The sequence below is a fragment of the Streptomyces sp. NPDC007095 genome (assembly GCF_040634475.1).
Taxonomy (GTDB): domain Bacteria; phylum Actinomycetota; class Actinomycetes; order Streptomycetales; family Streptomycetaceae; genus Streptomyces.
On the sequence record NZ_JBEYFS010000056.1, the window covers coordinates 1 to 21,611 of the forward strand.

General features: G+C 72.4%; 15 protein-coding genes, 4 tRNA genes, 1 other RNA gene and 1 pseudogene. 12 read left to right on the forward strand and 9 right to left on the reverse strand.

Going from position 1 to position 21,611, the window contains the following annotated elements; all coding sequences use genetic code 11:
• Window positions 1–154: 154 nt before the first annotated feature.
• From ABZ656_RS20390 to ABZ656_RS20420, 7 genes are all read left to right on the forward strand, one after another.
• Window positions 155–226: transfer RNA gene (locus ABZ656_RS20390), tRNA-Gly, on the forward strand.
• 79 nt (window positions 227–305) lie between these two features.
• Window positions 306–381 (forward strand) — tRNA-Gly (locus ABZ656_RS20395).
• Window positions 382–511: 130 nt separating this feature from the next.
• Window positions 512–1,504 carry an ABC transporter ATP-binding protein gene (locus ABZ656_RS20400; protein ID WP_360269624.1) on the forward strand — a complete coding sequence of 331 codons (993 nt, stop codon included), beginning with the start codon at window positions 512–514 and terminating at the stop codon, window positions 1,502–1,504.
• Between the two features lie 56 nt (window positions 1,505–1,560).
• Entirely contained in the window at window positions 1,561–2,325 is a 765-nt protein-coding gene (locus tag ABZ656_RS20405; protein ID WP_360269661.1) for an ABC transporter permease, read from the forward strand.
• 20 nt (window positions 2,326–2,345) lie between these two features.
• Window positions 2,346–3,668 carry a histidine kinase gene (locus ABZ656_RS20410; RefSeq protein ID WP_360269663.1) on the forward strand — a complete coding sequence of 441 codons (1,323 nt, stop codon included), beginning with the start codon at window positions 2,346–2,348 and terminating at the stop codon, window positions 3,666–3,668.
• Window positions 3,665–4,321: a response regulator transcription factor gene (locus ABZ656_RS20415; protein WP_101404190.1), complete on the forward strand. Its 657-nt coding sequence runs from the start codon at window positions 3,665–3,667 to the stop codon at window positions 4,319–4,321. The genes ABZ656_RS20410 and ABZ656_RS20415 overlap by 4 nt, the downstream gene beginning before the upstream one ends.
• A 22-nt stretch (window positions 4,322–4,343) precedes the next feature.
• Window positions 4,344–4,416 (forward strand) — tRNA-Gly (locus ABZ656_RS20420).
• A 61-nt stretch (window positions 4,417–4,477) separates the two neighbouring features.
• Here the strand turns inward: ABZ656_RS20420 and ABZ656_RS20425 are convergent.
• From ABZ656_RS20425 to ffs, 6 genes are all read right to left on the reverse strand, one after another.
• On the reverse strand, window positions 4,478–5,377 hold the full coding sequence (locus tag ABZ656_RS20425) for a phosphoribosylaminoimidazolesuccinocarboxamide synthase (protein ID WP_101404189.1): 900 nt from the start codon (window positions 5,375–5,377) through the stop codon (window positions 4,478–4,480).
• Window positions 5,378–5,486: 109 nt separating this feature from the next.
• A complete protein-coding gene (locus tag ABZ656_RS20430) occupies window positions 5,487–7,040 on the reverse strand; it encodes a N,N-dimethylformamidase beta subunit family domain-containing protein (RefSeq protein WP_101404188.1) in 1,554 nt (517 codons plus the stop codon).
• A 186-nt stretch (window positions 7,041–7,226) separates the two neighbouring features.
• Window positions 7,227–9,068, reverse strand: coding sequence for a hypothetical protein (locus tag ABZ656_RS20435; RefSeq protein WP_360269665.1), 1,842 nt, complete (start codon window positions 9,066–9,068; stop codon window positions 7,227–7,229).
• Between the two features lie 329 nt (window positions 9,069–9,397).
• Complete coding sequence (purD, locus tag ABZ656_RS20440; protein ID WP_101404186.1) at window positions 9,398–10,675, reverse strand: phosphoribosylamine--glycine ligase; 1,278 nt, start codon at window positions 10,673–10,675, stop codon at window positions 9,398–9,400.
• Between the two features lie 97 nt (window positions 10,676–10,772).
• Window positions 10,773–13,106 (reverse strand): DNA polymerase III subunit gamma and tau, encoded by a 2,334-nt coding sequence (locus ABZ656_RS20445; RefSeq protein WP_360269627.1) that lies wholly within the window; start codon window positions 13,104–13,106, stop codon window positions 10,773–10,775.
• A gap of 96 nt (window positions 13,107–13,202) precedes the next feature.
• Window positions 13,203–13,301: signal recognition particle sRNA small type (gene ffs / locus ABZ656_RS20450), an RNA gene on the reverse strand.
• A 71-nt stretch (window positions 13,302–13,372) separates the two neighbouring features.
• Between ffs and ABZ656_RS20455 the strand changes: the two genes are divergently transcribed.
• From ABZ656_RS20455 to ABZ656_RS20470, 4 genes are all read left to right on the forward strand, one after another.
• Window positions 13,373–13,460, forward strand: a tRNA-Ser gene (locus ABZ656_RS20455).
• Between the two features lie 209 nt (window positions 13,461–13,669).
• Window positions 13,670–14,575 (forward strand): phosphorothioated DNA-binding restriction endonuclease, encoded by a 906-nt coding sequence (locus ABZ656_RS20460; protein ID WP_360269667.1) that lies wholly within the window; start codon window positions 13,670–13,672, stop codon window positions 14,573–14,575.
• Window positions 14,576–14,654: 79 nt separating this feature from the next.
• Window positions 14,655–15,311, forward strand: a complete 657-nt coding sequence (locus ABZ656_RS20465; RefSeq protein ID WP_101398890.1) for an RNA polymerase sigma factor — start codon at window positions 14,655–14,657, stop codon at window positions 15,309–15,311.
• Window positions 15,308–16,411: a CU044_5270 family protein gene (locus tag ABZ656_RS20470; RefSeq protein WP_360269629.1), complete on the forward strand. Its 1,104-nt coding sequence runs from the start codon at window positions 15,308–15,310 to the stop codon at window positions 16,409–16,411. The genes ABZ656_RS20465 and ABZ656_RS20470 overlap by 4 nt, the downstream gene beginning before the upstream one ends.
• 18 nt (window positions 16,412–16,429) lie before the next feature.
• On the opposite strand, the gene ABZ656_RS20475 is transcribed toward ABZ656_RS20470, so the two are convergent.
• From ABZ656_RS20475 to ABZ656_RS20485, 3 genes are all read right to left on the reverse strand, one after another.
• Window positions 16,430–18,412, reverse strand: a complete 1,983-nt coding sequence (locus tag ABZ656_RS20475) for a copper resistance protein CopC (protein ID WP_360269631.1) — start codon at window positions 18,410–18,412, stop codon at window positions 16,430–16,432.
• Between the two features lie 96 nt (window positions 18,413–18,508).
• Window positions 18,509–19,177, reverse strand: a complete 669-nt coding sequence (locus tag ABZ656_RS20480; RefSeq protein ID WP_360269633.1) for a GNAT family N-acetyltransferase — start codon at window positions 19,175–19,177, stop codon at window positions 18,509–18,511.
• The gene (locus ABZ656_RS20485; protein WP_101398895.1) at window positions 19,167–21,278 is read right to left on the reverse strand and encodes a penicillin acylase family protein; all 2,112 of its coding nucleotides are present in this window, start codon (window positions 21,276–21,278) and stop codon (window positions 19,167–19,169) included. Before ABZ656_RS20485 ends, ABZ656_RS20480 begins: the two co-directional genes overlap by 11 nt.
• A 77-nt stretch (window positions 21,279–21,355) precedes the next feature.
• Between ABZ656_RS20485 and ABZ656_RS20490 the strand changes: the two are divergent.
• Window positions 21,356–21,560, forward strand: a pseudogene (locus ABZ656_RS20490) (siderophore-interacting protein); the annotation flags it as partial.
• Window positions 21,561–21,611 lie beyond the last annotated feature (51 nt).

Sequence of the window (21,611 nt, forward strand, 5' to 3'; positions counted from 1 at the left end):
GCCGGGGCCCCGCTCCGGCCGGCTCGCCGGGGCCCCGCTCCGGCCGGCCATCCGCCCCCGCGCGCAACCGACTTGCGCTGACCCCCCGCTGATCAGCTAGAGTCTGGAGCACGCCGAGGGGCAAGGCCGAAAAAGCCGGACCCCGAGGAGTCACGCGGGTGTAGTTCAGTAGCAGAACATCCCCCTTCCAGGGGGAAGGCGCAGTGTGCAATTCCTGTCACCCGCTCTGCAGCCCTTACCGACCACTATGGTGGATCAGGTAGGGTGGTGCTCGCACCGACCGGTGAAAGCCGGTCGGAGGCAATGCGGACGTAGCTCAGTTGGTAGAGCGCAACCTTGCCAAGGTTGAGGTCGCGAGTTCGAGCCTCGTCGTCCGCTCCAGGAAGCAAAGACCCCGGTCATCGACCGGGGTCTTTCTCGTGTGCGCGTACGAGCGTCCCCTGACATTTGTCATGCGGAGTGATGACACCGCGCACTGCTGTCGGGTCCCGTCCGCGGGGACGCTGATTTCATGAACACGAACGAGCGAGATGACGTGATCGAGGTCACTGATCTGCGGCGCGTGTACGGGGGAGACCGGGGAGTCGGCGGAGATTTCGAGGCCGTGCGCGGAATCACCTTCTCCGTGGGCCGCGGTGAGCTCTTCGCACTGCTCGGGACCAACGGCGCGGGCAAGACCTCCACCGTCGAGCTGCTGGAGGGCCTCGCCCCTCCGTCGGCCGGCCGGGTGCGGGTCCTCGGACACGATCCGTACGAGGAGCGCGCGGCCGTCCGGCCCCGGATCGGCGTGATGCTGCAGGAGGGCGGCTTCCCCTCCGAGCTGACGGTCGCGGAGACCGTACGGATGTGGGCGGGCTGCACAAGCGGAGCCCGGCCCACCGCTCAGGCCCTGGAGATGGTCGGGCTCACCCGGCGGTCCGGGGTACGGGTGAAGCAGCTGTCCGGGGGCGAGAAACGGCGCCTGGACCTGGCCCTCGCGCTCCTCGGCCGCCCCGAGGTCCTCTTCCTCGACGAGCCGACGACCGGCCTGGACGCCGAAGGACGCCGGGACACCTGGGAGTTGGTGCGCGAGCTGCGCGACGGCGGCACGACCGTGGTGCTGACCACGCACTACCTGCAAGAGGCGGAGGAACTGGCCGACCGGCTCGCGGTCCTCCACGAAGGGCACATCGCGGCCTCCGGCACCCCTGCCGAGGTGACCGCGTCCTCACCGTCCCGGATCTCCTTCGAACTGCCCGACGGCTACTTCCTCGGAGACCTGCCCCCGCTCGCCGGGCTCGGCGTGACCGATCACGAGACGGCGGGCCGTGCCGTCAGACTGCGCACCGACGAGCTCCAGCGCACCGCCACCGCGCTGCTCGTGTGGGCCCACCAGAAGCAGGTCGAGCTGCGGGGGCTCGATGTGCGGTCGGCCTCGCTGGAGGAGGCGTTCCTGCGGATAGCGCGGGACGCTTCGGGCCGGGGCGCGGGTGTGCGGGAGCAGGAAAGGGGGACGGCGGCATGAGCGCGACAGTCCCGGCGACCGGGAAACCCGGTACGGACAAAGGTGCGGGTGCGGGTATGACGACGGCCGCAGGGCGGATGGCCGCCCTGGCGCGCGCCGAACTGACCCTGCTGGGCCGCTCGAAGGCGACCCTCGCCGCCGCCGTGTTCGTGCCGCTGACCTTGCCGTTCAGCCTCCGCTCGACGGTCGGGCAGATGGACCTGAAGGGCACCGGGCTCTCGGTCGGCTCCGTCGTCCTGCCGTCCTCCGTCGGCTTCTCACTCCTCTTCGCGGTCTACAGCTCGCTGGTGAGCGTGTACGCGGCGCGCCGCGAGGAGCTCGTCCTCAAACGGCTGCGCACCGGGGAGCTGCGGGACACGGAGATCCTCGCGGGTGCGGCCCTGCCCTCGGTCGCGATCGGCCTGGTGCAGTGCCTGGTCCTGACGGCCGCGTGCGCCGCGCTGCTGGACGTCGGCGCGCCCGCGGCACCCCATCTCGCCGTCCTGGGGCTGCTCCTGGGCCTGGCGATGTGGCCTCCGCTCGCGGCGATCACGGCGAACTTCAGCAAGAGCGTGGAGGGCGCCCAGGTCGCCGCCATGCCCTTGGTGCTGGTGTCGCTGTGCGGTTCCGGCACCTTCGTCCCCCTCCAGTTCATGCCGGACCAGCTGGCCTCGGCCTGCGAACTGCTGCCCCTGACCCCGGTGATCACGCTGATACGCGGCGGCTGGACCGGCGACCTCTCCGCGCACGACACCCTGGGCGCGCTCGGGACGGCGATGGCCTGGATCGTCCTCGCGGTGTTTGCTGTACGGCGGTGGTTCCGCTGGGAGCCGCGGCGTTGACCAGGGACTTGGTGGTGGGCATGGGCGGGCGCGATGGCTGGTGGCGCGGCAAGAGCACGCCGGCGAAGATCGAGACGTACACACGGTGGTCGTTCCACACCTTCCCGTTCATCGAGGTCGCCACCTTCGCGCTGCCGGCCTTCGGATATGTGCCCGCCCCGGTGAACTGGATCCTGTTCCTGCTGGTGAGCGCACACGCCGTGCTCGCCACGGTGACCGCCTCGCTGACCCTGGACTGGACCCGCGGCCGCCGCCGCCTGCCGGTACGGCTGCTCTGGGCGCTGGGCACCGCCACCGTGGTGATCGCCGTCGTGAGCCTGGTGGTCGCGCTGCACGGCCCGCGCGGCGCGGACAACGGGGCGGCGGCGGCCACGGTGTTCGTCGGCGTCCTGTCGTTCGGGATCGGCACCCTGGCGCTTGCGGTGCGCGAGACACGACGCATGGTGTACGGCGTGCTCGGCACCGCCCTGGGCGCCGGCGCCGTGGCCGTCCCGGCGGGTGTCCCCGCGACCGGCGCCGCCGTCGCCGCCGGTGCGGTCGTCCTCGCCGCCGGTTTCTTCACCTTCACCTCCGCCTTCTCCGTCTGGCTGCTGAACGCCGTCTACGAACTCGACGAGGCCCGCGAGACCCGGGCCCGGCTCGCGGTCGCCGAGGAACGGCTGCGCTTCGGGCGCGATCTGCACGACGTGATGGGCCGCAACCTGGCGGTGGTCGCGCTGAAGAGCGAGCTCGCCGTGCAACTGGCCCGGCGCGGGCGGCCGGAGGCCGTGGAGCAGATGATCGAGGTCCAGCGGATAGCGCGGGAGACGCAGCGGGAGGTCCGCGAGGTCGTACGTGGCTACCGCGAGGCCGATCTCCGAACCGAACTCGCGGGCGCACAGGGCGTGTTGACGGCCGCCGGCATCGACTGCGAGGTCAGCGGCCCGGTGACCGGACTGCCCGCGGAGATCCAGTCCGCGCTCGGCTGGGTCGTACGGGAGGCGACGACGAACGTGCTGCGGCACGGGGACGCCGGAAGGTGCGCGGTGTCCCTGCGCGTGGTGGAGGGCCGGGTGACCCTCACCGTCGAGAACGACGGGGCGCCCGGTACCGGTACGGGGTCCGGTACCGGTACCGGTCCCGCTGCCGCCGAGCCGGGAAGGGGGTCCGGGCTCGCCGGGCTGCGGGAGCGGCTCAGGGAGGTGGGCGGGGTGCTGCGGGCCGGGCCTGCCGGGGGTGACCTGTTCCGTCTGACCGCCGAGGTGCCGCTGCCCCCCGCCTCGGTCCCGGAACCGGCTCCGGCTCCGGCTCCGGGTGGCTCGCCCCCGCCCGTCCCCCACCCCGTGAGTGAGGTCACCCCATGAGGTCCGCCCCACCCGCCTCATCCACCCCATCCGTCCCGTCCGCACCGCCCGTGCGGCTGTTGCTCGCCGACGACGAGCATCTGATCAGGGGTGCGCTCGCCGCGCTGCTGGGACTGGAGGACGACCTCGTGGTGGTCGCCGAGGCCGCGACCGGGCCCGAGGCGCTGGCGATGGCGCTGGCGCACGAACCCGATGTCGCCGTCCTGGATCTGCAGATGCCGGGGGCGGACGGTGTGAGGGTGGCCACATCGCTACGGGCCGAACTGCCCGGCTGCCAGGTGCTGATCGTGACGAGTCATGGGCGGCCGGGGCATCTGAAGCGAGCGCTTGCGGCAGGTGTGCGCGGGTTCGTCCCGAAGACGGTCAGCGCACAGCGGCTCGCGGAGATCATTCGTACCGTGCATGCGGGAAACCGTTATGTGGACCCGGAATTGGCCGCGGACGCGATCTCCGCCGGGGACTCGCCGCTGACCGCGCGCGAGGCCGAGGTGCTCGAGTTCGCGGCCGACGGGGCGCCCGTCGCGGAGATCGCGGAGCGGGCGGCACTGTCCCAGGGGACGGTACGCAACTATCTTTCGTCGGCCGTCTCGAAGCTGGGGGCGGAGAACCGTCACGCGGCGGTGCGTCTCGCACGGGAGCGAGGTTGGGTATAGTTGGTCTCGCAGCACAGCGCATGCGGACGTAGCTCAGTTGGTAGAGCGCAACCTTGCCAAGGTTGAGGTCGCCAGTTCGAACCTGGTCGTCCGCTCAGAGAAAGAAGCCCCCGGCCCTTCAGGGTCGGGGGCTTCTTCGTGTGCTCCTTCGCGTGCTCAGCTCCAGCCGGTGCCGGTCAGGCGCTCGTACGCCTCGATGTACTTGGCGCTGGTCGCGTCCACGATGTGCTGCGGCAGCGGCGGCGGGGGCTGCTCGCTCTTGCGGTCCCAGCCCGACTCGGGAGACGTCAGCCAGTCGCGGACGAACTGCTTGTCGAAGGACGGCTGGGCGTGGCCCGGCTCCCACTCGTCGGCGGGCCAGAAGCGGGAGGAGTCCGGGGTCAGCACCTCGTCGGCGAGGACGAGCGTCTCGCCCTCGTAGCCGAACTCGAACTTGGTGTCCGCGAGGATGATCCCGCGCTCGCGCGCGATGTCACGGGCGCGGCCGTAGACGGCGAGGGTCGTCTGACGCAGCTGGGCCGCCGTCTCGGCGCCGACCTGGCGGGCGACCTCCTCGTACGACACGTTCTCGTCGTGCTCGCCGACCGCGGCCTTGGTGGCGGGGGTGAAGATCGGCGCGGGGAGTTCCGAGCCGTCGACGAGGCCCTCGGGGAGGGCGAGGCCGCAGACCGTGCGGGACTCGACGTACTCGACGAGGCCCGAGCCGGTGAGATAGCCGCGCGCGACACACTCGACCGGCGTCATCCGCAGGGACTTGCAGATGAGGGTGCGGCCCTCCCAGTCCGCGGGGGCGCCCGGCGGGAGCTCGGTGCTCAGCACATGGTTGGGGACCAGGTCTGCCAGCTTGTCGAACCACCACAGCGAGAGCTGGGTGAGGACCCGGCCCTTGTCGGGGATCTCGGTGGGCAGCACCCAGTCGTAGGCGGACATGCGGTCACTGGCGATCATCACGAGGTCGCCCGCCTCGTTCTGGTACAGGTCGCGCACCTTGCCGGTGTGCAGATGCACCAGACCCGGGACCTGGAGGGGCTCGGGCTTTTCGACGAATCCGGACACGGTTCCTCCCCGTGGTTCTGTCCAAGTGGCTCGATTCTCCCGTATTCGGGGAGCGGCTTTGGCCAGGGGGTGGGCGGGGGCCCGTGGTGGTCGTGCGGGGTGCGCGTTCTCAGTCGCGTTTGCAGATGCGGTCGAGGAGGTTCGCGGTGGCTCGCTGGATACGGGCGTCGACGTGGCCGGGCCGGTCCAGGGCCGGGGACCAGGCGAACGTCCCGGCCGCGAAGACCAGGGCGCCGGAGGGGGCTCGGTAGAGGGAGGTCTCCTGGTGGCGGGTCGCGCCCTCGCTGTCCCGGTACGGGGAGTGGGCGAGGAGGATGCGGCCCTGGTGCTCGGGCAGCGGGGTGCGCGGGAAGTAGCGGTCGGCCTCGCCCGCGACCATGCCGTCGAGTTCGTCGCCTTCCTGTGCGCCGGTCGCCTCCCACAGCCAGTGGTCCGCGTTGCGCACGACCAGGGGGTGGGGTTCCGGGACCCTGCCCGCGTACTGGATGCCGATGAGCTGCTGCTCCGGACGGTCGATCTCACGCCACAGCGCCGGCCTTCCCGGGCCTCTGCGTTTACGGCAGGTCAGCAGACGGTCGGCGACGCCGGACGGGGACGGGGCCAACTCCACCTGCCAGTACATGGTGTTGGCGGAGAGGAAGACCAGGGAGGTGCCGCTTTCGCGGGCGAGTTCCACGGTGCGGCGCATGGCCGACGACCAGTACTCGTCGTGCCCCGGGAAGACCAGGCCGCGGTAACGGGTGGGGTCGACACGGCCGGCGTGCAGGTCGCGGGCGTCGGCGTAGGCGATGTCGTAGCCGTAGCGCTCGGCCCAGCGGATGAAGTCGTAGGCGTGGCCGACGTGGAGGGGGAGGCCCGCACCGGCGTACGGGCGGTCGAAGGAGACCGTCGTCGCGGCTTCGGACTCGCCCAGCAGACGGCCGTTCTCGTCCCAGGCGTGGTAGAGGCTGGCACCGGTGTGCCCGTCCTCCGGATAGAGGTTGTACGCCTGCCAGGTGATGTCCGGGAGCAGGAGGAGGAGGTCCGCGGGGTGGTTGTCGCGGACGGTGAAGGGGACGTGGGAGCGGTAGCCGTCGGCGGTGGTGAGTACGGCCACGTAGGCGCCGATGTTCCAGTAGCTCGGGATCTGCAGCCGCCAGGAGAGCCACCAGTGATGACAGGAAACGGTTCTGTCGGCGGTGAGGGGTGGCGGCTGGACGATGCCCGACAGGCGGGGGCTGGTGGTGATCTTGCTGGCCCCGTCGCCTCCGTAGTGCCCGATGCGGTAGATGTCGACGCTGAATTCCTGGGGCGGGTCGACGGTGACGTGGAAATCGATGGCCTCGCCCGGCGCAGCCGCTCCGTTGGAGGCGAAGCCCTTGATCTGGCGGTGCACGTCGTCGGCCGAGCGGGGACCGCCGGCGCGGGGGTGGGGGATGGGGGGCCTGCGGGAGCCCTGGAGGGTGGCGGAGCCACCGGGGCCTCCGGACTGACCCGCCTGACCGGCCCGACCTGTCTGATCGACATGATCGATGTGATCGATGTACCACGGGACGACATGGCCGGTGTCGTCGAAGTACTGCTCGTCGCCCCTGAGCCAGGGAACGGGGCCCTGGCCGAAGGGGTCCGTCACGGCGTGCGCGAGTGCGCCCGACTCCCAGCGGCGGATCTGCTCCGACCCCATGCCTGCTCCCCTCCCTCGTGCCCCCGTCGGTTCTGTAAGTCTCTGCCCTGTGCGCGATCGGTCCCAGCACATCACATTACGCACGCACTCCGTCACCGTTCGTCGCGAATTGACGTGAACGGAACGCGGTCCTCCGGTCCTGGAGGCGGATACGGGCGGCTGGGAGCAGGGACGGTGGTGGCGGCGTCAGACCAGGCGGACCGGTTTCTCGGGGCGGACGCCCAGGTGGCGGAGCCAGTCCCGGAGAGGCTCCGGGTCACCGTCCTCGACGAGGGTAAGGATCCGCGGCCCCAGATCCGCGGCCCGCACCCCGTCGACGAGAAGGGCGGGTCCGTCGAGCCAGTCGAGCCCCGGCGCCGCCCCGGCGGTGTCCATCGCCGCACAACAGACCATCGCGGTGACATGGTCGGCCAACAGCTCACGCCCACTGCGCGGCGGCTGGAGCGGAAAGAGCGGCAGCATCCCGTCGTCCCAGAACGACCAGTCGGGGCCCGGCTGCTCCGCGCCCCCGCTCGGCCCGGACGCGACGGCCGGCGCCGCCGCCTCCTCACGGGCCAGCTCCGCGCTGAGCCCGGCAGCAAGCGCAGCCGTCCGCTCGCTCCCGAGCACGGGCTCGCCGTCCTCCCCGACCTCTTCCTCGGCCTCGACCTCGACCTCGTTCAGGCTCACGCCCCTGCCCCTCTCCTCGTACGCCTCACGCCGATCGATGGAGAGGCCGGCGTCGTCCGTGGCCGGCGCGGCCGGTGCGGTCAGATGGTCGAGCACGCGTGCCAGCGTCGGACCGCCCTGATCGGGCTGGGCCGGATCCGTGGGGTGGCGGACGCCCAGTGCGTCCAGCACCCGGTGCAGCCGGGCCGCTTCGGTGCGCCAGGTGCGGTCGACCACCTCGTCCGGATACTCCTGCCAGTCCACCGGCGCCCAGTCGGGCCCGGGCTCCGCGGGACCGCCGTGGAAGAGGCGCGCGGCGAGGAGCGAGGCCGCCTCGTCCACCGAGCCGGGCTCTTCGAGCAGGTCGCAGGCGGGACGCTCGCCGAGGCGGGAGGCGAAGCCCTCGGCCAGCCGGTCACGGCGCGACAGCTCGGTGAGGGCCGCGACGACACCCGCGTCCAGCCGGGACGGCCAGCGGCCCATCCGCCAGGCGGGCAGCGCGACCCGGGTCAGCAGCCGGTCCCAGCCCGCGTACGCCAGGCCGACCTGTTCCTGGGCGACGATCCGCAGACCGTAGTCCACAGCCTGTGCACGCTCGGCCGCCGCGGCGGCCACTCCCCGTTCCATCTCGGCCGCATGCCCCCGACAACTGCGCAGCAGCAGGCGGGTCACCCAGCCGACACCGGCGAGGACCGTGCGGACCAGGGGGCCGCGGGCGGGCTCGGAGGTCACGGCCACGGCCGCGTCCAGACCCCGTACGAAACGGCGGGCCGCGGCTATGTCGGGGTGGGCCGAAGGGCCCGTACCGGCGACGACCGGGGCGAGGACCGCGCGCAGCTCCCCGACCCGCATCCACCACAGGAAGGGCGAGCCGATGACGAGGACGGGAGCCGCGGGGGCCCGGCGGGAACGCCCGGCTCCTCCTGCCCCTCGTGCGCCCGCTATTTCGTCGCGGTGCTCGGGTGGCGGCGGGCCGTGCGCCGGGTGGGTTCGGTCCTCCAGCCAGCTGTCGCAGTCCGGGGTCAGCGCTATCGCCGAGGGCGGCGGGACGTCGAGGCGGTCGGCCAGGTCCCGGACCAGGCGGTAGAGGTCGGGAGCGGACGCCTCCGCGATCGGGACCGTGGGGCTCACGGCGGGCCGCGCGCGGGCGACGACGAGCGCGATGCCCGCGGCGGCGAGCAGCACGACGACGGCGAGGACCGTCACGATCCAGCGAGTGACGGGCCAGCTTCCGCCGGTGATGTGCCCGGTCGAGCCGCCGACGAGCAGCACGACGGCGACGGCCGCGGGCAGCAGGGCGACGGCCAGCGCCCTGCTGCGGATACGCAGCACGGCGAGCGCCCGGGAGCGCGCGGCCTGCGCGCCCACCTCCACACCCATACCGGTCACGACCGGATGTCACCCCCTGCTGTCGGCCCGGCCCGGGCTGTCTCGCAGCCCGCGCCGAAGGATGCCCTGGTGTTGCTCACTCCCCCACTGTGGCACCCACCACCGACATCGCAATGCCGGTGGGCCAAGTGCCGGAACGCTTTCGCCGCACCCTAGTTGGGGCCTCGGCCCCCGTCAGCCGGATGGGGCATCGCTCACTCGATGGAATGGCTTTGGGGAAAGGTGGATGACCGTGGGCAAGGATCAGGCCCCGGATTCCGTACAGAATCCGGGGCCTGGTGGTGCGTGCGGGGGTGGGGGCTACGCCTCCGTCAGGGGCTCTACGCCTCGGTCGTGGCGTCGGTCGTGGCGTCCGCCGCCGCCTTTGCCGCGATGTCCGTACGGTGCTGCGAACCGTCGAGACCGATGCGGGCGACCGCCGCGTACGCGCGGGCGCGGGCCTCGGTGAGGTCGGTGCCGGTCGCCGTGACGGAGAGCACCCGGCCGCCGGCGCTGACGACCGCGCCGCCGTCGTGCTTCGTCCCGGCGTGCAGGACGTACGCGTGCGGGGCGTCCAGCGCCGCCACCTCGTCGAGCCCGGTGATCGGGTCGCCGGTGCGCGGGGTGTCGGGGTAGTTGTGGGAGGCCACGACCACGGTGACCGCCGCGTCGTCGCTCCAGCGCAGCGGCGCCAGATCGGCGAGGGTGCCCTCGGCGGCGGCGAGCAGGACGCCCGCGAGCGGGGTCTTCAGCCGGGCCAGGACCACCTGGGTCTCCGGGTCGCCGAAACGGGCGTTGAACTCGATCACCCGGACACCGCGGCTCGTGATCGCCAGACCCGCGTAGAGAAGGCCGGAGAACGGGGTGCCGCGGCGGCGCAGCTCGTCGACGGTCGGCTGGAGGACGGTCTCCATGACCTCCTCGACCAGCTTCGGGTCCGCCCACGGGAGGGGCGAGTACGCGCCCATGCCGCCGGTGTTCGGTCCCTCGTCGCCGTCCAGCGCGCGCTTGAAGTCCTGGGCGGGCTGGAGCGGGACGACCGTCTCGCCGTCGGTGATCGCGAAGAGGGAGACCTCGGGGCCGTCGAGGAACTCCTCGATGACGACGCGGTCGCAGGCGATGGCGTGCGCGCGGGCCTTCTCAAGGTCGTCGGTCACGACGACACCCTTGCCGGCCGCGAGTCCGTCGTCCTTCACGACGTACGGGGCGCCGAAGGCGTCCAGCGCCTCGTCGACCTCCTCGGGCGTCGTGCAGACATACGAACGTGCCGTGGGGACGCCCGCCCCCGCCATCACATCCTTGGCGAAGGCCTTGGAGCCTTCCAGCTGCGCGGCCTCCTCCGAGGGGCCGAAGCAGGGAATGCCGGCCGCGCGCACGGCGTCGGCGACCCCGGCGACGAGCGGCGCCTCCGGGCCCACGATCACCAGCTCGGCGCCGAGCTCCGTGGCCAGCGCGGCCACGGCGGCGCCGTCGAGGGCGTCGACCGGGTGCAGCTCGGCCGTCTCCGCGATGCCTGCGTTCCCGGGGGCGCAGTGCAGGGCGGTGACGTCGGGGTCGAGGGACAGGGAACGGCACAGGGCGTGTTCGCGGGCGCCACTACCGATGACGAGGACCTTCACGGGGTCAGCCTAACCGTCGGGGCCGGGTGCCTTTGTGGGGGCTTCCGAAGCGGGGGTGGGGAGAGTTGGTGCGATCCTCCGAGAGGGGCCCGGGTGTTCACTCGTTGGAGAACTCCTCCACCACCGTCGCGCCCAGTTCGCGGACGATCAGGTCATGGCCCGAGAGGGCGGACTCGTCGAGGTCGGGGTCGTCGTCCTCGGGGATGTCGTCCTCGGGGGCCACCGGAGGCGGCTCGTAGGCGGCGGGGGGTGGTGGGGCGGGCGTCGAGGCGGGCGTGGCCGAGGCCTGGCCCGCGGGCGGGCCCTGCGGCGCGGCGGGGCGCGGAGCCGGGGCCGGGGGCTGCTGGGGGGCGGGGCGTGAGCCGGCCGGAGCTCCGCCGTAACCGCCACCACCAGCGCCGTAGCCGCCGCTGCTGCCGCCGCCGAACCCGGGACCGGGGCCGGAGGCCGACATCGGTGGCGGTGCCGAGCCACCGGAGGTGTCGACGATCGCCTCGATCTTCCACTGCACGTTGAACTGTTCGGACAGCGCCTGCTTCAGGACTTCCTCGCTGCCGCTGCTCGCGAAGTTGTCGCGCGCGCCCGCGTTGACGAAGCCGATCTGCAGGGTCGTGCCGTCGTAACCGGTGACCTGCGCGTTCTGGCTGAGCAGGATCCAGGTGAAGCGGCGGCGGTTCTTCACGGCCTCCAGGATGTTCGGCCAGAGCATGCGGGGGTCGACGCCTCCGGCGGCGGGGGCCGGCGCGGAGGCGGGGCCGGGGCCAGGGCCGGAGGAGGGGGCGGGAGTGGACGCCGTCGGTACAGGCGCGGGTGCGCCGGCCGCGGCGGCGGGGGCCTGTCCCCCGCCCGCGGGTGTCGCGGTCGGCCAGCCGCCCGGACGCCGACCGCTGCCCACGGCCGTCGCGGTGGGCCAGGCGCCGGGCGCGGCTCCGGACGGGGACGCGGGCGGAGCCGTAGCGGCAGCCGGAGGAGCCGCGGGCGAGGCAGCGGCAGGCGCGGGACGCGGAGCGGGGGCCGGGGCCGAGGCAGGAGCAGCCCCCGCGCCCGCACCCGGTGCCTCAGCAACCCCGCCGGCACCCCCCGCACCACCGGCCCCGTGCCCCTCGTTCGCCGCTCCCTGCCCGCCCGGCCCCGTCGCCCGCACGGCGGCCCGGGCCGCGGCGACTCCGCCGCCCGGCGCAACCATCGGAGCGCCCGCCGGAGCCCCTCCGTGCACTTCGGGACCGGGTACGTACCCCATGGTGGGGGCGCCCGCGCCGGCACCGGAGAAGTTCACCCCGCGCTCGATACGGTCCAGACGGGCCATGACGGACCGCTCGTCCCCGTACGCCGCGGGCAGGAGCACGCGCGCGCAGATGAGCTCGAGCTGGAGTCGCGGCGAGGTGGCGCCGCGCATCTCCGTCAGCCCCTCGTTGACGAGATCGGCTGCGCGGCTCAGCTCGGCGGCGCCGAAGACCCCGGCCTGGGCCTGCATGCGCTCGACGACATCCGACGGGGCGTCGATGAGCCCCTTCTCGGCGGCGTCGGGAACGGCGGCCAGGATCACCAGATCGCGCAGCCGCTCCAGCAGGTCCGCGACGAACCTCCGGGGATCGTTGCCCCCCTCGATGACGCGGTCCACGATCTCGAAGGCCGCGGCGCCGTCGCCCGCGGCGAACGCCTCGACCACGGAGTCCAGCAACGACCCGTCCGTGTACCCCAGCAGCGAGGTGGCCATGGCGTACGTCACACCGTCGGTGCTCGCCCCCGCGAGGAGCTGATCCATGACGGACATGGAGTCACGCACGGAGCCGGCGCCGGCCCGCACGACCAGCGGCAGCACGCCGTCCTCGACGGGAATGCCCTCACGCCCGCAGACCTCGCCCAGGTACCCCCGCAGGGTCCCCGGCGGCACGAGCCGGAACGGATAGTGGTGGGTCCGCGACCGAATCGTCCCGATGACCTTCTCGGGCTCGGTCGTGGCGAAGATGAACTTGAGGTGCTCGGGCGGCTCCTCGACCACCTTCAGCAGGGCGTTGAAGCCCGCCGGGGTGACCATGTGGGCCTCGTCGATGATGTAGATCTTGTACCGACTGCTCGCAGGCCCGAAGAAGGCCTTTTCCCGCAGGTCACGAGCGTCGTCGACACCACCGTGCGAGGCGGCGTCGATCTCGATGACGTCGATCGACCCCGGCCCGTTGCGCGCGAGGTCCCTGCAGGACTGGCACTCCCCGCAAGGAGTCGGCGTCGGCCCCTGCTGGCAGTTCAGACACCGGGCCAGAATCCGCGCACTGGTCGTCTTCCCGCACCCGCGCGGACCGCTGAACAGGTACGCGTGATTGACCCGGTTGTTCCGCAGCGCCTGCTGCAACGGGTCGGTGACATGCTCCTGCCCGATGACCTCGGCGAACGACTCCGGGCGATAACGGCGGTACAGCGCGAGAGACGACACACATACGAGGTTATAGGCGCCCACTGACAACAAGGACCGCTCACCGAGCCCCGGACCACCCCCGGCGACCGGACCCGTGCCGCATCCCGCCCCGGGAACGCAAGCGCCCCCCACGCACCCGCCAGAGCCAACCTACCCTTGCTGCCTTCCGGCCCTGGGGGAGTTCAGTCAGATAGCGCCACGTGAGGGGCTCCGCACAGAGTACCTGATCCGCGAGGGGGGAACGAGTTCGCGAGCACTCCTCAACGTCTTGTATTGTTTGCCGCGGAGGATTCGCCTAGAGGCCTAGGGCGCACGCTTGGAAAGCGTGTTGGGGGCAACCCCTCACGAGTTCGAATCTCGTATCCTCCGCCAGTGCCTCACCGGGCACGATGTCGAAGGGCCCCACCGTTCACGGTGGGGCCCTTCGACGTTGGCGGCCTCGGTTTCCGTCAGTCGGCTTTTTCTCGGTGCCGGGTGGCTGCCAGAGCGCGTCTCCGACTCGCTGCGCGACCTCCCGGAGCATCGGAGGGGTGATGTGCATGAAGCGGGCGCGCATGCGAGCCGCCCCCGGCTCTCATCCCATGATCGAGTCGGCCACGACGGACAAGCTGAGGCAGTGGACCGGCAACGGGGTCCGCGCCCCGCACAAGCCCCTGCTCCTCCTCCATGCCCTCGGCCGGTTCCAGCGGGACGCCGACGGCGAGTTGCGCTACAGCGCGGTCGAGGACGACCTGAAGCGGCTGCTGGCCGAGTACGGTCCCGCCAACCGGACGACACCGGCGTACCCCTTCCACCACCTGGTCGGCGACGGGGTGTGGGAGGTACGGACCGATCGCGGGCCCGGCAGCCCCGGCAGCGGGGTGCGGGAACTGCGGTCGACGGGCGCGGCGGGACGGCTGGCGCCGGAGCTGCGGGCGGCGCTGCGACGCGAGCCCGCGCTCCTCGGCCGGATGGCCCGGATCCTGCTCGACCTGCCCTTCCCGCCCTCGCTCCACGACGAACTGTGCGAGGCCGTGGGCCTGGAGTGGGAACCGGAGGGGTCGGCGCCCCTGCCGGGCGCGGGGCCTCGGGACCGGCGCCGGCGCGACCCGCGGATGCGGGAACTGGTCCTGACGGCGTACGAGTACCAGTGCGCGTTCTGTGGGTACGACGGCCGGATCGGGGCGGTGCCGGTCGGGCTGGAGGCCGCACATGTGCGCTGGTGGGCGTTCGACGGGCCGGACGACATCGACAACGGCCTGTGCCTGTGCTCGCTGCACCACAAGCTGTTCGACAAAGGCGTCCTCGGCATCGGGGACGGGCACCGCATCCTGGTGTCGCAGCGCTTCGTCGGACGGAGCCCGGCGGCCCGCGACCATGTCATCGCGCTGGCGGGCCGTCCGCTGACCGGCCCCCAGCCGGGCACCGCGCCCGTCGCCGTACACCACCGGACCTGGCACACCCGACAGGTGTTCCACGGAGCTCCCCGCCTTGCCACGCCGGCCTGAACCGCACAAGACGGGGTGTGACGCAGGTCACTGGAAGTCGGTGTGGGCTGCCGGACAGCTCATAGGGGTGAGCATTGATATGCGTACCCGGGTACGGGCCGGGGAATCGAGCGCCTTCGCGGAGCTCTTCGACAGTTATGCGCGCGCGGTCTACAACCATGCCTTCCGGCTGACCGCCGACTGGTCGACGGCCGAGGACGTGATGGCCGCGACCTTCCTGGAGGCATGGCGGCTGCGCCACCGGGTCGACCCCGAGGGCGGCACGCTGCGCCCCTGGCTGCTGGGCATCGCCACCAACACCGCGCGCAACCAGTACCGGAGCAACCGGCGTTACCGGCAGGCGGCCCAGGCCGCCGCCGCGGCCGAGCTGTCGGTGCCCGACCACGCCGAGGACGTGGCCGGGCAGGTCGACGACCGGCGCCGTCTCGCGACCGCCCTCGCCGCCCTCGCGAAGCTGCGTCCCCCGGAGCGCGAGGTCATCGCGCTCTGCCTGGGGGAGGGCCTGGACTACGAGGCCGCGGCGGAGGCGCTGGGGATTCCGGTCGGCACGGTCGCCTCCCGGCTCTCCCGCGCCCGCAAGAAGCTGCGCACCCTCACCGCCCCCGGACCGGCGCGCCAAGAACCCGGACCACCGCTGAGAAAAGTTCGCGGAAGACGGGAAGGCAGCCGCCTCGACCGACAGATAACAGGCGATCGCACCCAAGTGATCCGGCCCGCACAGGAAGGAAACCGATGAACGAGAACACGCCCCGGCAGAGTCCGGCCGAGCGGGACGAGAGCGCCCAGCAGCTCCTCTCCCGCACGGCGCGCGATCTCCCGGCGGGCCGTCACCAGTTCCACAAGGAGCGCCTGATGGCCCAGATTCACCAGATCCAGCAGGAAGAGCGCACGGCGGCCGCCGAGGCGGTGACCCCGGCGCGGACCCGGCGGCCCAGGCTGCCGCGTCCGGCGATCACGCTGCCCGCGCTGGCCGCCGCGCTGGCCGGGACGGTCGTCGCCGGAGTGGTGATGAACGACGGCGGCGGGGTCAGGGACGGCGGTGTCGCCACCGGACCCGCCCTCACCACCCACATCGGTGCCGCGACCGCCAAGGGCGTCCCCCAACTGCTGGGCCAGATCTCACTGGCGGCGGCCGAGACCGGGGGGAGTCACCCGGCCGTCAAGCCCGGCCAGTACATCTACATAGAGTCCAAGACGGCCGACTCGTTCGTGAAGACCGTCGACGACAAGAGCAGCCTCGCCAGTCACGCGCTGCACCGCCGCCAGGTCTGGATGTCCTCCGACGGCACCAAGGGCTGGCTGATCGACCCGGCCGTCAACGACAGCTCCGAGGGCGAGACCCTGAGCCTGCCCGACGAACAGGGCAACACCCCGGTCGGCAGCCTGAACCACCCCACGTACGACTACCTGGCCAAGCTGACCACCGACCCCGACAAGATCCTGGCCAAGATCTACAAGGAGACCAAGGGCCACGGCAACTCACCCGACCAGGAGGTGTTCACCACCATCGGCGACCTGCTCGTCGAGAGCTACCCGCCGGCGGAGCTGTACTCGGCCCTGTTCAAGGCCGCCGCGAAGATCCCCGGAGTCGTCGTGGTGAACGACGCGGTGGACGCGGTGGGCCGGCACGGGATCGCGGTGGCCCGGCTGGACGAGACCAGCGGCGAACGCGAAGAGTGGATCTTCGACAAGAAGACCCATGTCTTCCTGGGCGACCGCTCGGTCAAGGTGACCGCGAGCACCGGCGAGGACGCTCTGGTCAAGCCCGGCACGGTGACCTTCACCAACGCCATCGTCACCCGGGCCGTCGTCGACGGCATGAAGCAGACCCCGTGAGCCGACCCGGTGGTCCCGTCAGCCGATCTTCACGGTCTTCGACACCGTGACCTGGTCGATGTCGGTGGTGCGGACCGTGGCCTTCATGGTCCAGGTGCCGGCCACCGGGAGGGTGACGCCGTCCGCGCCCCAGTAGCCGCCCTTGTCCGTGAGCTCGGCGTCGATCGGGCCGATCCGCTGCGACTCCAGGGTGAAGGTGAGGCGCAGCTCGGGCACGGTGGCGAAGCCGCCGTCGGGGCCGTAGATCACGGCCTGCACGGAGTTCTCGCCGACCCGGCTCGGTGTCAGTTCGATCTGCACCTTGCCGTGTCCGCCCTTCGTGCCCACGTCGAACGGGATCGTCGTCGTCGAGGCCGTGGTCTCCCCGGCGGCCGCGGTGGCGGAGGCCGCCGCGGCCTCGGTGGCCGCGCGGCCCGGCTGGGTGCCGGTGAGCAGGGTGGTGATCACCAGCACGACGACGCCGACGACGACCTCGACCAGCACCGAACGCCGCAACGCCCGCCGGTACCGGTCGGTCCCGTCCGAGGCCTCGTCAGAAGCCTGACCCGAGGCCTCGTCGGAAGCCTTGCCCGGACTCTTGTCGGAAGTCCTGTCCGAGGGCTCGTGATCCGGATCCGGTGCGCTGCCGTCCGGTGCGCTGCCGTCCGGTGCGCTGCCGTCCGACAGGCTGCCGTCCGACAGGCCGGCCGCCCCCTCGCCCCGTACGTCGGCGGGGGCGGCCGAGGCCCCCACCGTCTGCCGCACCCGTTCCTCCACCAGCACCGGCGTCGCTGTCCGTGCCTCCTCCGCCGCGAGCATCAGCCGCCCGGTCCAGCGCCGCGAGGCCCCCGCCCCCGCCAGCAGCACCAGCACCGCCACCAGCTTGGCGACGAGAAGTCGGCCGTACGAGGTGGAGGTGAGCGCGTCCCAGGAGCCGAGGCCGCGCCAGGACTGGTAGACGCCGGTGACGACCAGGACGGTGACCGAGGCGAGGGCGAGGCGGGAGAAGCGGTTGACGACGGCCGCGGGGAGCGGCTCGGCCGACCGGTACAGCGCGGTGAGCAGGGCCGCCAGGCCGCCCAGCCAGACCGCCATGGACAGCAGGTGCAGTACGGAGGAGACCATCGCCACGGGGACCTGGATCCCGGCGGACGCGTGCTCGGCGACGGCCCAGGTGACGGCGAGGGAGACGGTGAGCAGCCCACCGAGCGCGAGGACGGCCCGCCCCCGCGCCTGCTCGCGTACCGGGTAGAACACCGCCACCCCGAGCAGCACCAGCCGCGCCAGCAGGGCCAGTCCCGGCCTGCTGGTCAGGGTCTCGCTGAGGACGGACGGGTCGAAGGCGTCCGCCGGGCCGCTGCCGCGCTCGTAGGGTCCGCGCAGGAGCAGCAGCGCGACGGTGGACCCGGCCAGGATCCACCATCCGATGAGGAGCAGTCGCCGCACCGGGCCCGGGAACCCGCAGACCAGGACGAAGGTGGCGGCGCCGACGAGGAGGGCCAGACCGCCGTACGCGAAGTAGCGGGCGGTGTCGTAGAGCGTGCCCGCGACGGTGTTCCCGGAGGCCTCGACAGGGACGGGCGGGGTGGTCGCGGAGGGTTTGCCGATGGAGAAGGTGAAGGCGCCGGAGACCGGGTGGCTGTCGGCCGAGACGACTCGCCAGGCCACCGTGAAGGTGCCGGTGCCCAGGCCCTTCGGCAGGGTCACACGGGCGGTGTCGGAACGGTCGCCCGCGTGCCCCGGATCGCCGGTGTGCACGCGCCGGTTGTCCGGGTCGAGCACGCGGAAGGAGTCGTCGAGGAGCCCGATGGACTCGCTGAAGGACAGCGTCACCTCGGTGGGCGCCGTCTTCAGCACGCTGCCGTCCTGCGGATCGGTGCCGGTCAGCGCGGCGTGGGCGGACGCGCCGCCGACACCACCGAAGAGCAGCAGGACCAGCACCGTGCCCAGCAGCGCGAGCCCTTGGGCGATCCGCCGTCGATCACGCCGTCGGTCCCGCTGTCCGCCTCCGCGTACGCTCACACGCCGTCTCCGTCGTCTCCGCGGGGTCCGCACAGGCCTGAGCGGGCTCCGCATTTCCAGAGTCACAGATACGTACGGACGAATCCGGCGCCGTGCTCACTCTCCCGGCGAGGAGCCCACCGGGGAACCCGCCGACGAGGCCGGCGGGGAAACCCCCGTGAGGGCCGCCTCCCGCGTCAGGAAGGCCAGCCGGGCCCGCTTCTCGGGCAAGTAGACCTCGGGAAGGTCGATTTCGGGAAGCACGATCTCCGGGCCGGGTACGAAGCCCTGCCGGACCAGGCGCGTGATCGCCTTCTCGTTGCGCACGTCGGGTTCGACCACGACCCGCTGCCGGTCGAGGCCGATCAGCACGTACACGGTGAACGCGGTCAGCAGCGCGGACGACCAGCCCGCCCGGCCACCGCCCGACCCCGCGGGGCCGATCAGCAGGTGGACGCCGATGTCGCCGGGCTCGACGGCGTAGCACTCGCTGACCCGGTCGGCCTCGGGCTCGTACGTCTGGAAGAGCGCGGCGGGCTCGCCGTCCTTGACCGCGAGGAAGGCGTGGTGGGTGTCGAGCGAGTCCAGGTGGACGTACGTCTCCAGCACCTGCTGCTTCGTGAGCCCGTTCATGCCCCAGAACACGGCACGCTCCTCGCTCACCCAGCGGTGGATGACGTCCAGGTCGGCGTGCGGCTCGACGGGCAGGACGCGCACGGTCCCGAAGCCGTCGATCTTCTGCTCGTGCACGGCCTCGCGGTCGGCGGCGTACGGCTCACTGCTCATGGCTGTCCTCAACCTTCTCTGTCTCCTGCTCCTGTGTCAGCCGGCTCCAGTCGGTGACGACCGGGGCCAGTTCCCCCTTGAGCCACAAGGGGAGTTGGTCGCGGTGGTGGGCCGAGCCCGGGACCCCCGAGGCGCCGAAGGGGACCACCCAGAGACTCTGGCGGCGGTCGGCGAGGTCCCAGACGTAACGGGCCGCCGGGCCGCGCGCGCTCAGGTCGGTCAGGCCGGGGACCGTCGAGGTGCACAGCACGCAGTCGTGGTCTCCGGAGAGCCCCGGTTCGTCGTACGAGGTGGTCGTGAGCGCGTGCCAGGGCGCGAGGCGGTGGGTGTCGCCCCAGACGCCGAGCGGTTGCGCGGCCGCCTCCTCGACGGCCTCGCGGACGAGGGCGGCGCGGTCGATGCCGTACAACTCCTCCGCCTTCAGCAGGTGTTCGAGGGCGAAGCCGACGCGGGGGAGGAGGGCGAGCCAGGGGCGGAAGACCTCGGGGTACGCGGGCGGGTCGGCCAGCGCGGCGAAGGCGGGGTGCGCGGCGAGCCGTCGTACGACCGCGCCGCGCACCGCGGAACAGGCGGCCGCCGCCTTGCTGTCGGCCGTCATCCGGCGGTCCCAGCCGAGCAGCCGGTCGCGCAGGGCGGTCGCCTCGATGCTGAGCCCGTCGAGGGCGGCGAGGTGGCCCATCAGGGGTGCGGCGGAGGCCAGATGGGTGTCCATGTGGATGTCCGCCATGTCCTGGGCCGACCACTTCGGCCGCTCGTCGAGGAGCTGCCGGATCCGGGCGGCACGGTGGAACGCGGCGAACTCGACACCTAGCGGACCGGCGAGGCCGCGCTGGTTCGCCATCACGGCGACGCCGTCCTCGACCGTCCCGTACGGCATCTCGTGCCAGCCCCGCCATTCGTGCCCGGGCTCCCAGGCGGCGACGATCCGGGTGCGGTTGTCCGCGCCGCGCAGCGGGACCCGGCCGGCGACCCGGTGCAGCACGCCGCCCTCGGTGTCGGCGGCCTGGACGACGTTCACGGGCTCGGCCCAGTGGTCGAACGCCCGGTCGACGTCATCGACTTCGCGGGCCCTGAGGAGGGGGAGGAGCGCGCTGAAGCCGAGGTCTTCGGTGACGCGGGGCGGGTAGCGGAGGCTGATGGGTTCGACGCCCTCGGTCATCTCCGCTCCCCCGATGACGACCGGTCCGCGCGGAGTCTCGACGACCTCGACCTCGACGGGTTCACCGCCCGCCACCGCGACCGTCTCCATGTGCCGGGCGACGGCCCGCCACTCCCCGTCGGGGTCGAGCGCCTCCCAGCTGCCCGTTCCCTCCGGTCCCTGGGGTCCGACGCGTCGCAGTCGTTCCCGGTACAGGTCCTGGTAGTCGGCCATCGCGTTGGTGATGGCCCAGGCGACCGTGCCCGTGTGGGCGAAGTGGGCGATTCCCGGGACGCCGGGGACGGCGAGGCCGACGACGTCGAACTCCGGGCAGGAGAGGTGGATCTGCTGGTAGACGCCGGGGTCCTCGATGAAGCGATGGGGGTCGCCCGCGATGACCGGCTGCCCGGTGCCGGTCCGCTCGCCCGTGACGAGCCAGCCGTTGCTGCCGGAGGTGCCGGGACCGTCGGCGGCGAAGAGGTCCACGGCCTCCGGTCCGATCCGGCGGACGACCTCCTCCCTCCACAGCTTGGCGGGGAAACCGGCGAAGAGGATGTGCGCGCCGAGCCAGACGCCGAGCGGGGTCCAGGGCTCCCAGCTCCCCGGGGCGAGCCCGGTCTCCGCGAACTCCGGTGCGCGCCCGGCGCCTTCGGCCAGTCCCTCATTGACCCCGTCGACGTACGCGACGACCCAGTCGGCGGTCTCCGGATCCCGTCTCTCCAGCGCCGCGAAGCAACGTCTCGCGGTGTCGTCGAGCCGGGCCCGGCGTGCGAACCGGTCCCAGCCGACGGCCTCGGCGCCGAGGAACGCGGCGGAGGTGCCCTGCGAACGGTGCCGTTCGACCTCCAGTTGCCAGGCACGGTCGAGGGCGGTGACACGACCCTGGGCACGGGCGAGGGCGCGGGCGCCGGTGGCGCGCAGGTGGGGGATCCCCCAAGGGTCACGGTAGAGCTCGGCGGTCACAATCCATCCCCACTTTTGTCAGGTTAGGCTAACCTAACTTTCATTGGGCGAAATCGTACGCGCGGGGTGGAGAGCCGATGGGCCAGGGGCACGGCTGGGAAGGCTCGGTACTCGAACTGCTGCGCGGCAAGGACTTCGAGTTCACGGTGACCGGAGCCGAAGACATCACCCCGCGCTACCGGCGCCTGCGCCTCACCGACTGCGGCATGCTCGCGGGGCGCGAGCGACTGGGCGCGGGCGGCAAAGCCCGCGGACACCATCGAGGCCACGGTCCACGGCACCACGAGGCCACGGCACCACGAGGCCACGGCACCACGAGGCAACGGTCCACGG

Bases quoted from the DNA above. Each gene is read 5' to 3' on its own strand.
- ABZ656_RS20410 (WP_360269663.1), top strand. From the start codon at position 2,346: ATGGGCGGGCGCGATGGCTGGTGGCGCGGCAAGAGCACGCCGGCGAAG.
- ABZ656_RS20415 (WP_101404190.1), top strand. From the start codon at position 3,665: ATGAGGTCCGCCCCACCCGCCTCATCCACCCCATCCGTCCCGTCCGCA.
- ABZ656_RS20430 (WP_101404188.1), bottom strand. From the start codon at position 7,040: ATGGGGTCGGAGCAGATCCGCCGCTGGGAGTCGGGCGCACTCGCGCAC.
- ABZ656_RS20460 (WP_360269667.1), top strand. From the start codon at position 13,670: ATGATCGAGTCGGCCACGACGGACAAGCTGAGGCAGTGGACCGGCAAC.
- ABZ656_RS20435 (WP_360269665.1), bottom strand. From the start codon at position 9,068: ATGGGTGTGGAGGTGGGCGCGCAGGCCGCGCGCTCCCGGGCGCTCGCC.
- ABZ656_RS20400 (WP_360269624.1), top strand. From the start codon at position 512: ATGAACACGAACGAGCGAGATGACGTGATCGAGGTCACTGATCTGCGG.
- ABZ656_RS20405 (WP_360269661.1), top strand. From the start codon at position 1,561: ATGACGACGGCCGCAGGGCGGATGGCCGCCCTGGCGCGCGCCGAACTG.
- ABZ656_RS20465 (WP_101398890.1), top strand. From the start codon at position 14,655: ATGCGTACCCGGGTACGGGCCGGGGAATCGAGCGCCTTCGCGGAGCTC.
- ABZ656_RS20480 (WP_360269633.1), bottom strand. From the start codon at position 19,177: ATGAGCAGTGAGCCGTACGCCGCCGACCGCGAGGCCGTGCACGAGCAG.
- ABZ656_RS20470 (WP_360269629.1), top strand. From the start codon at position 15,308: ATGAACGAGAACACGCCCCGGCAGAGTCCGGCCGAGCGGGACGAGAGC.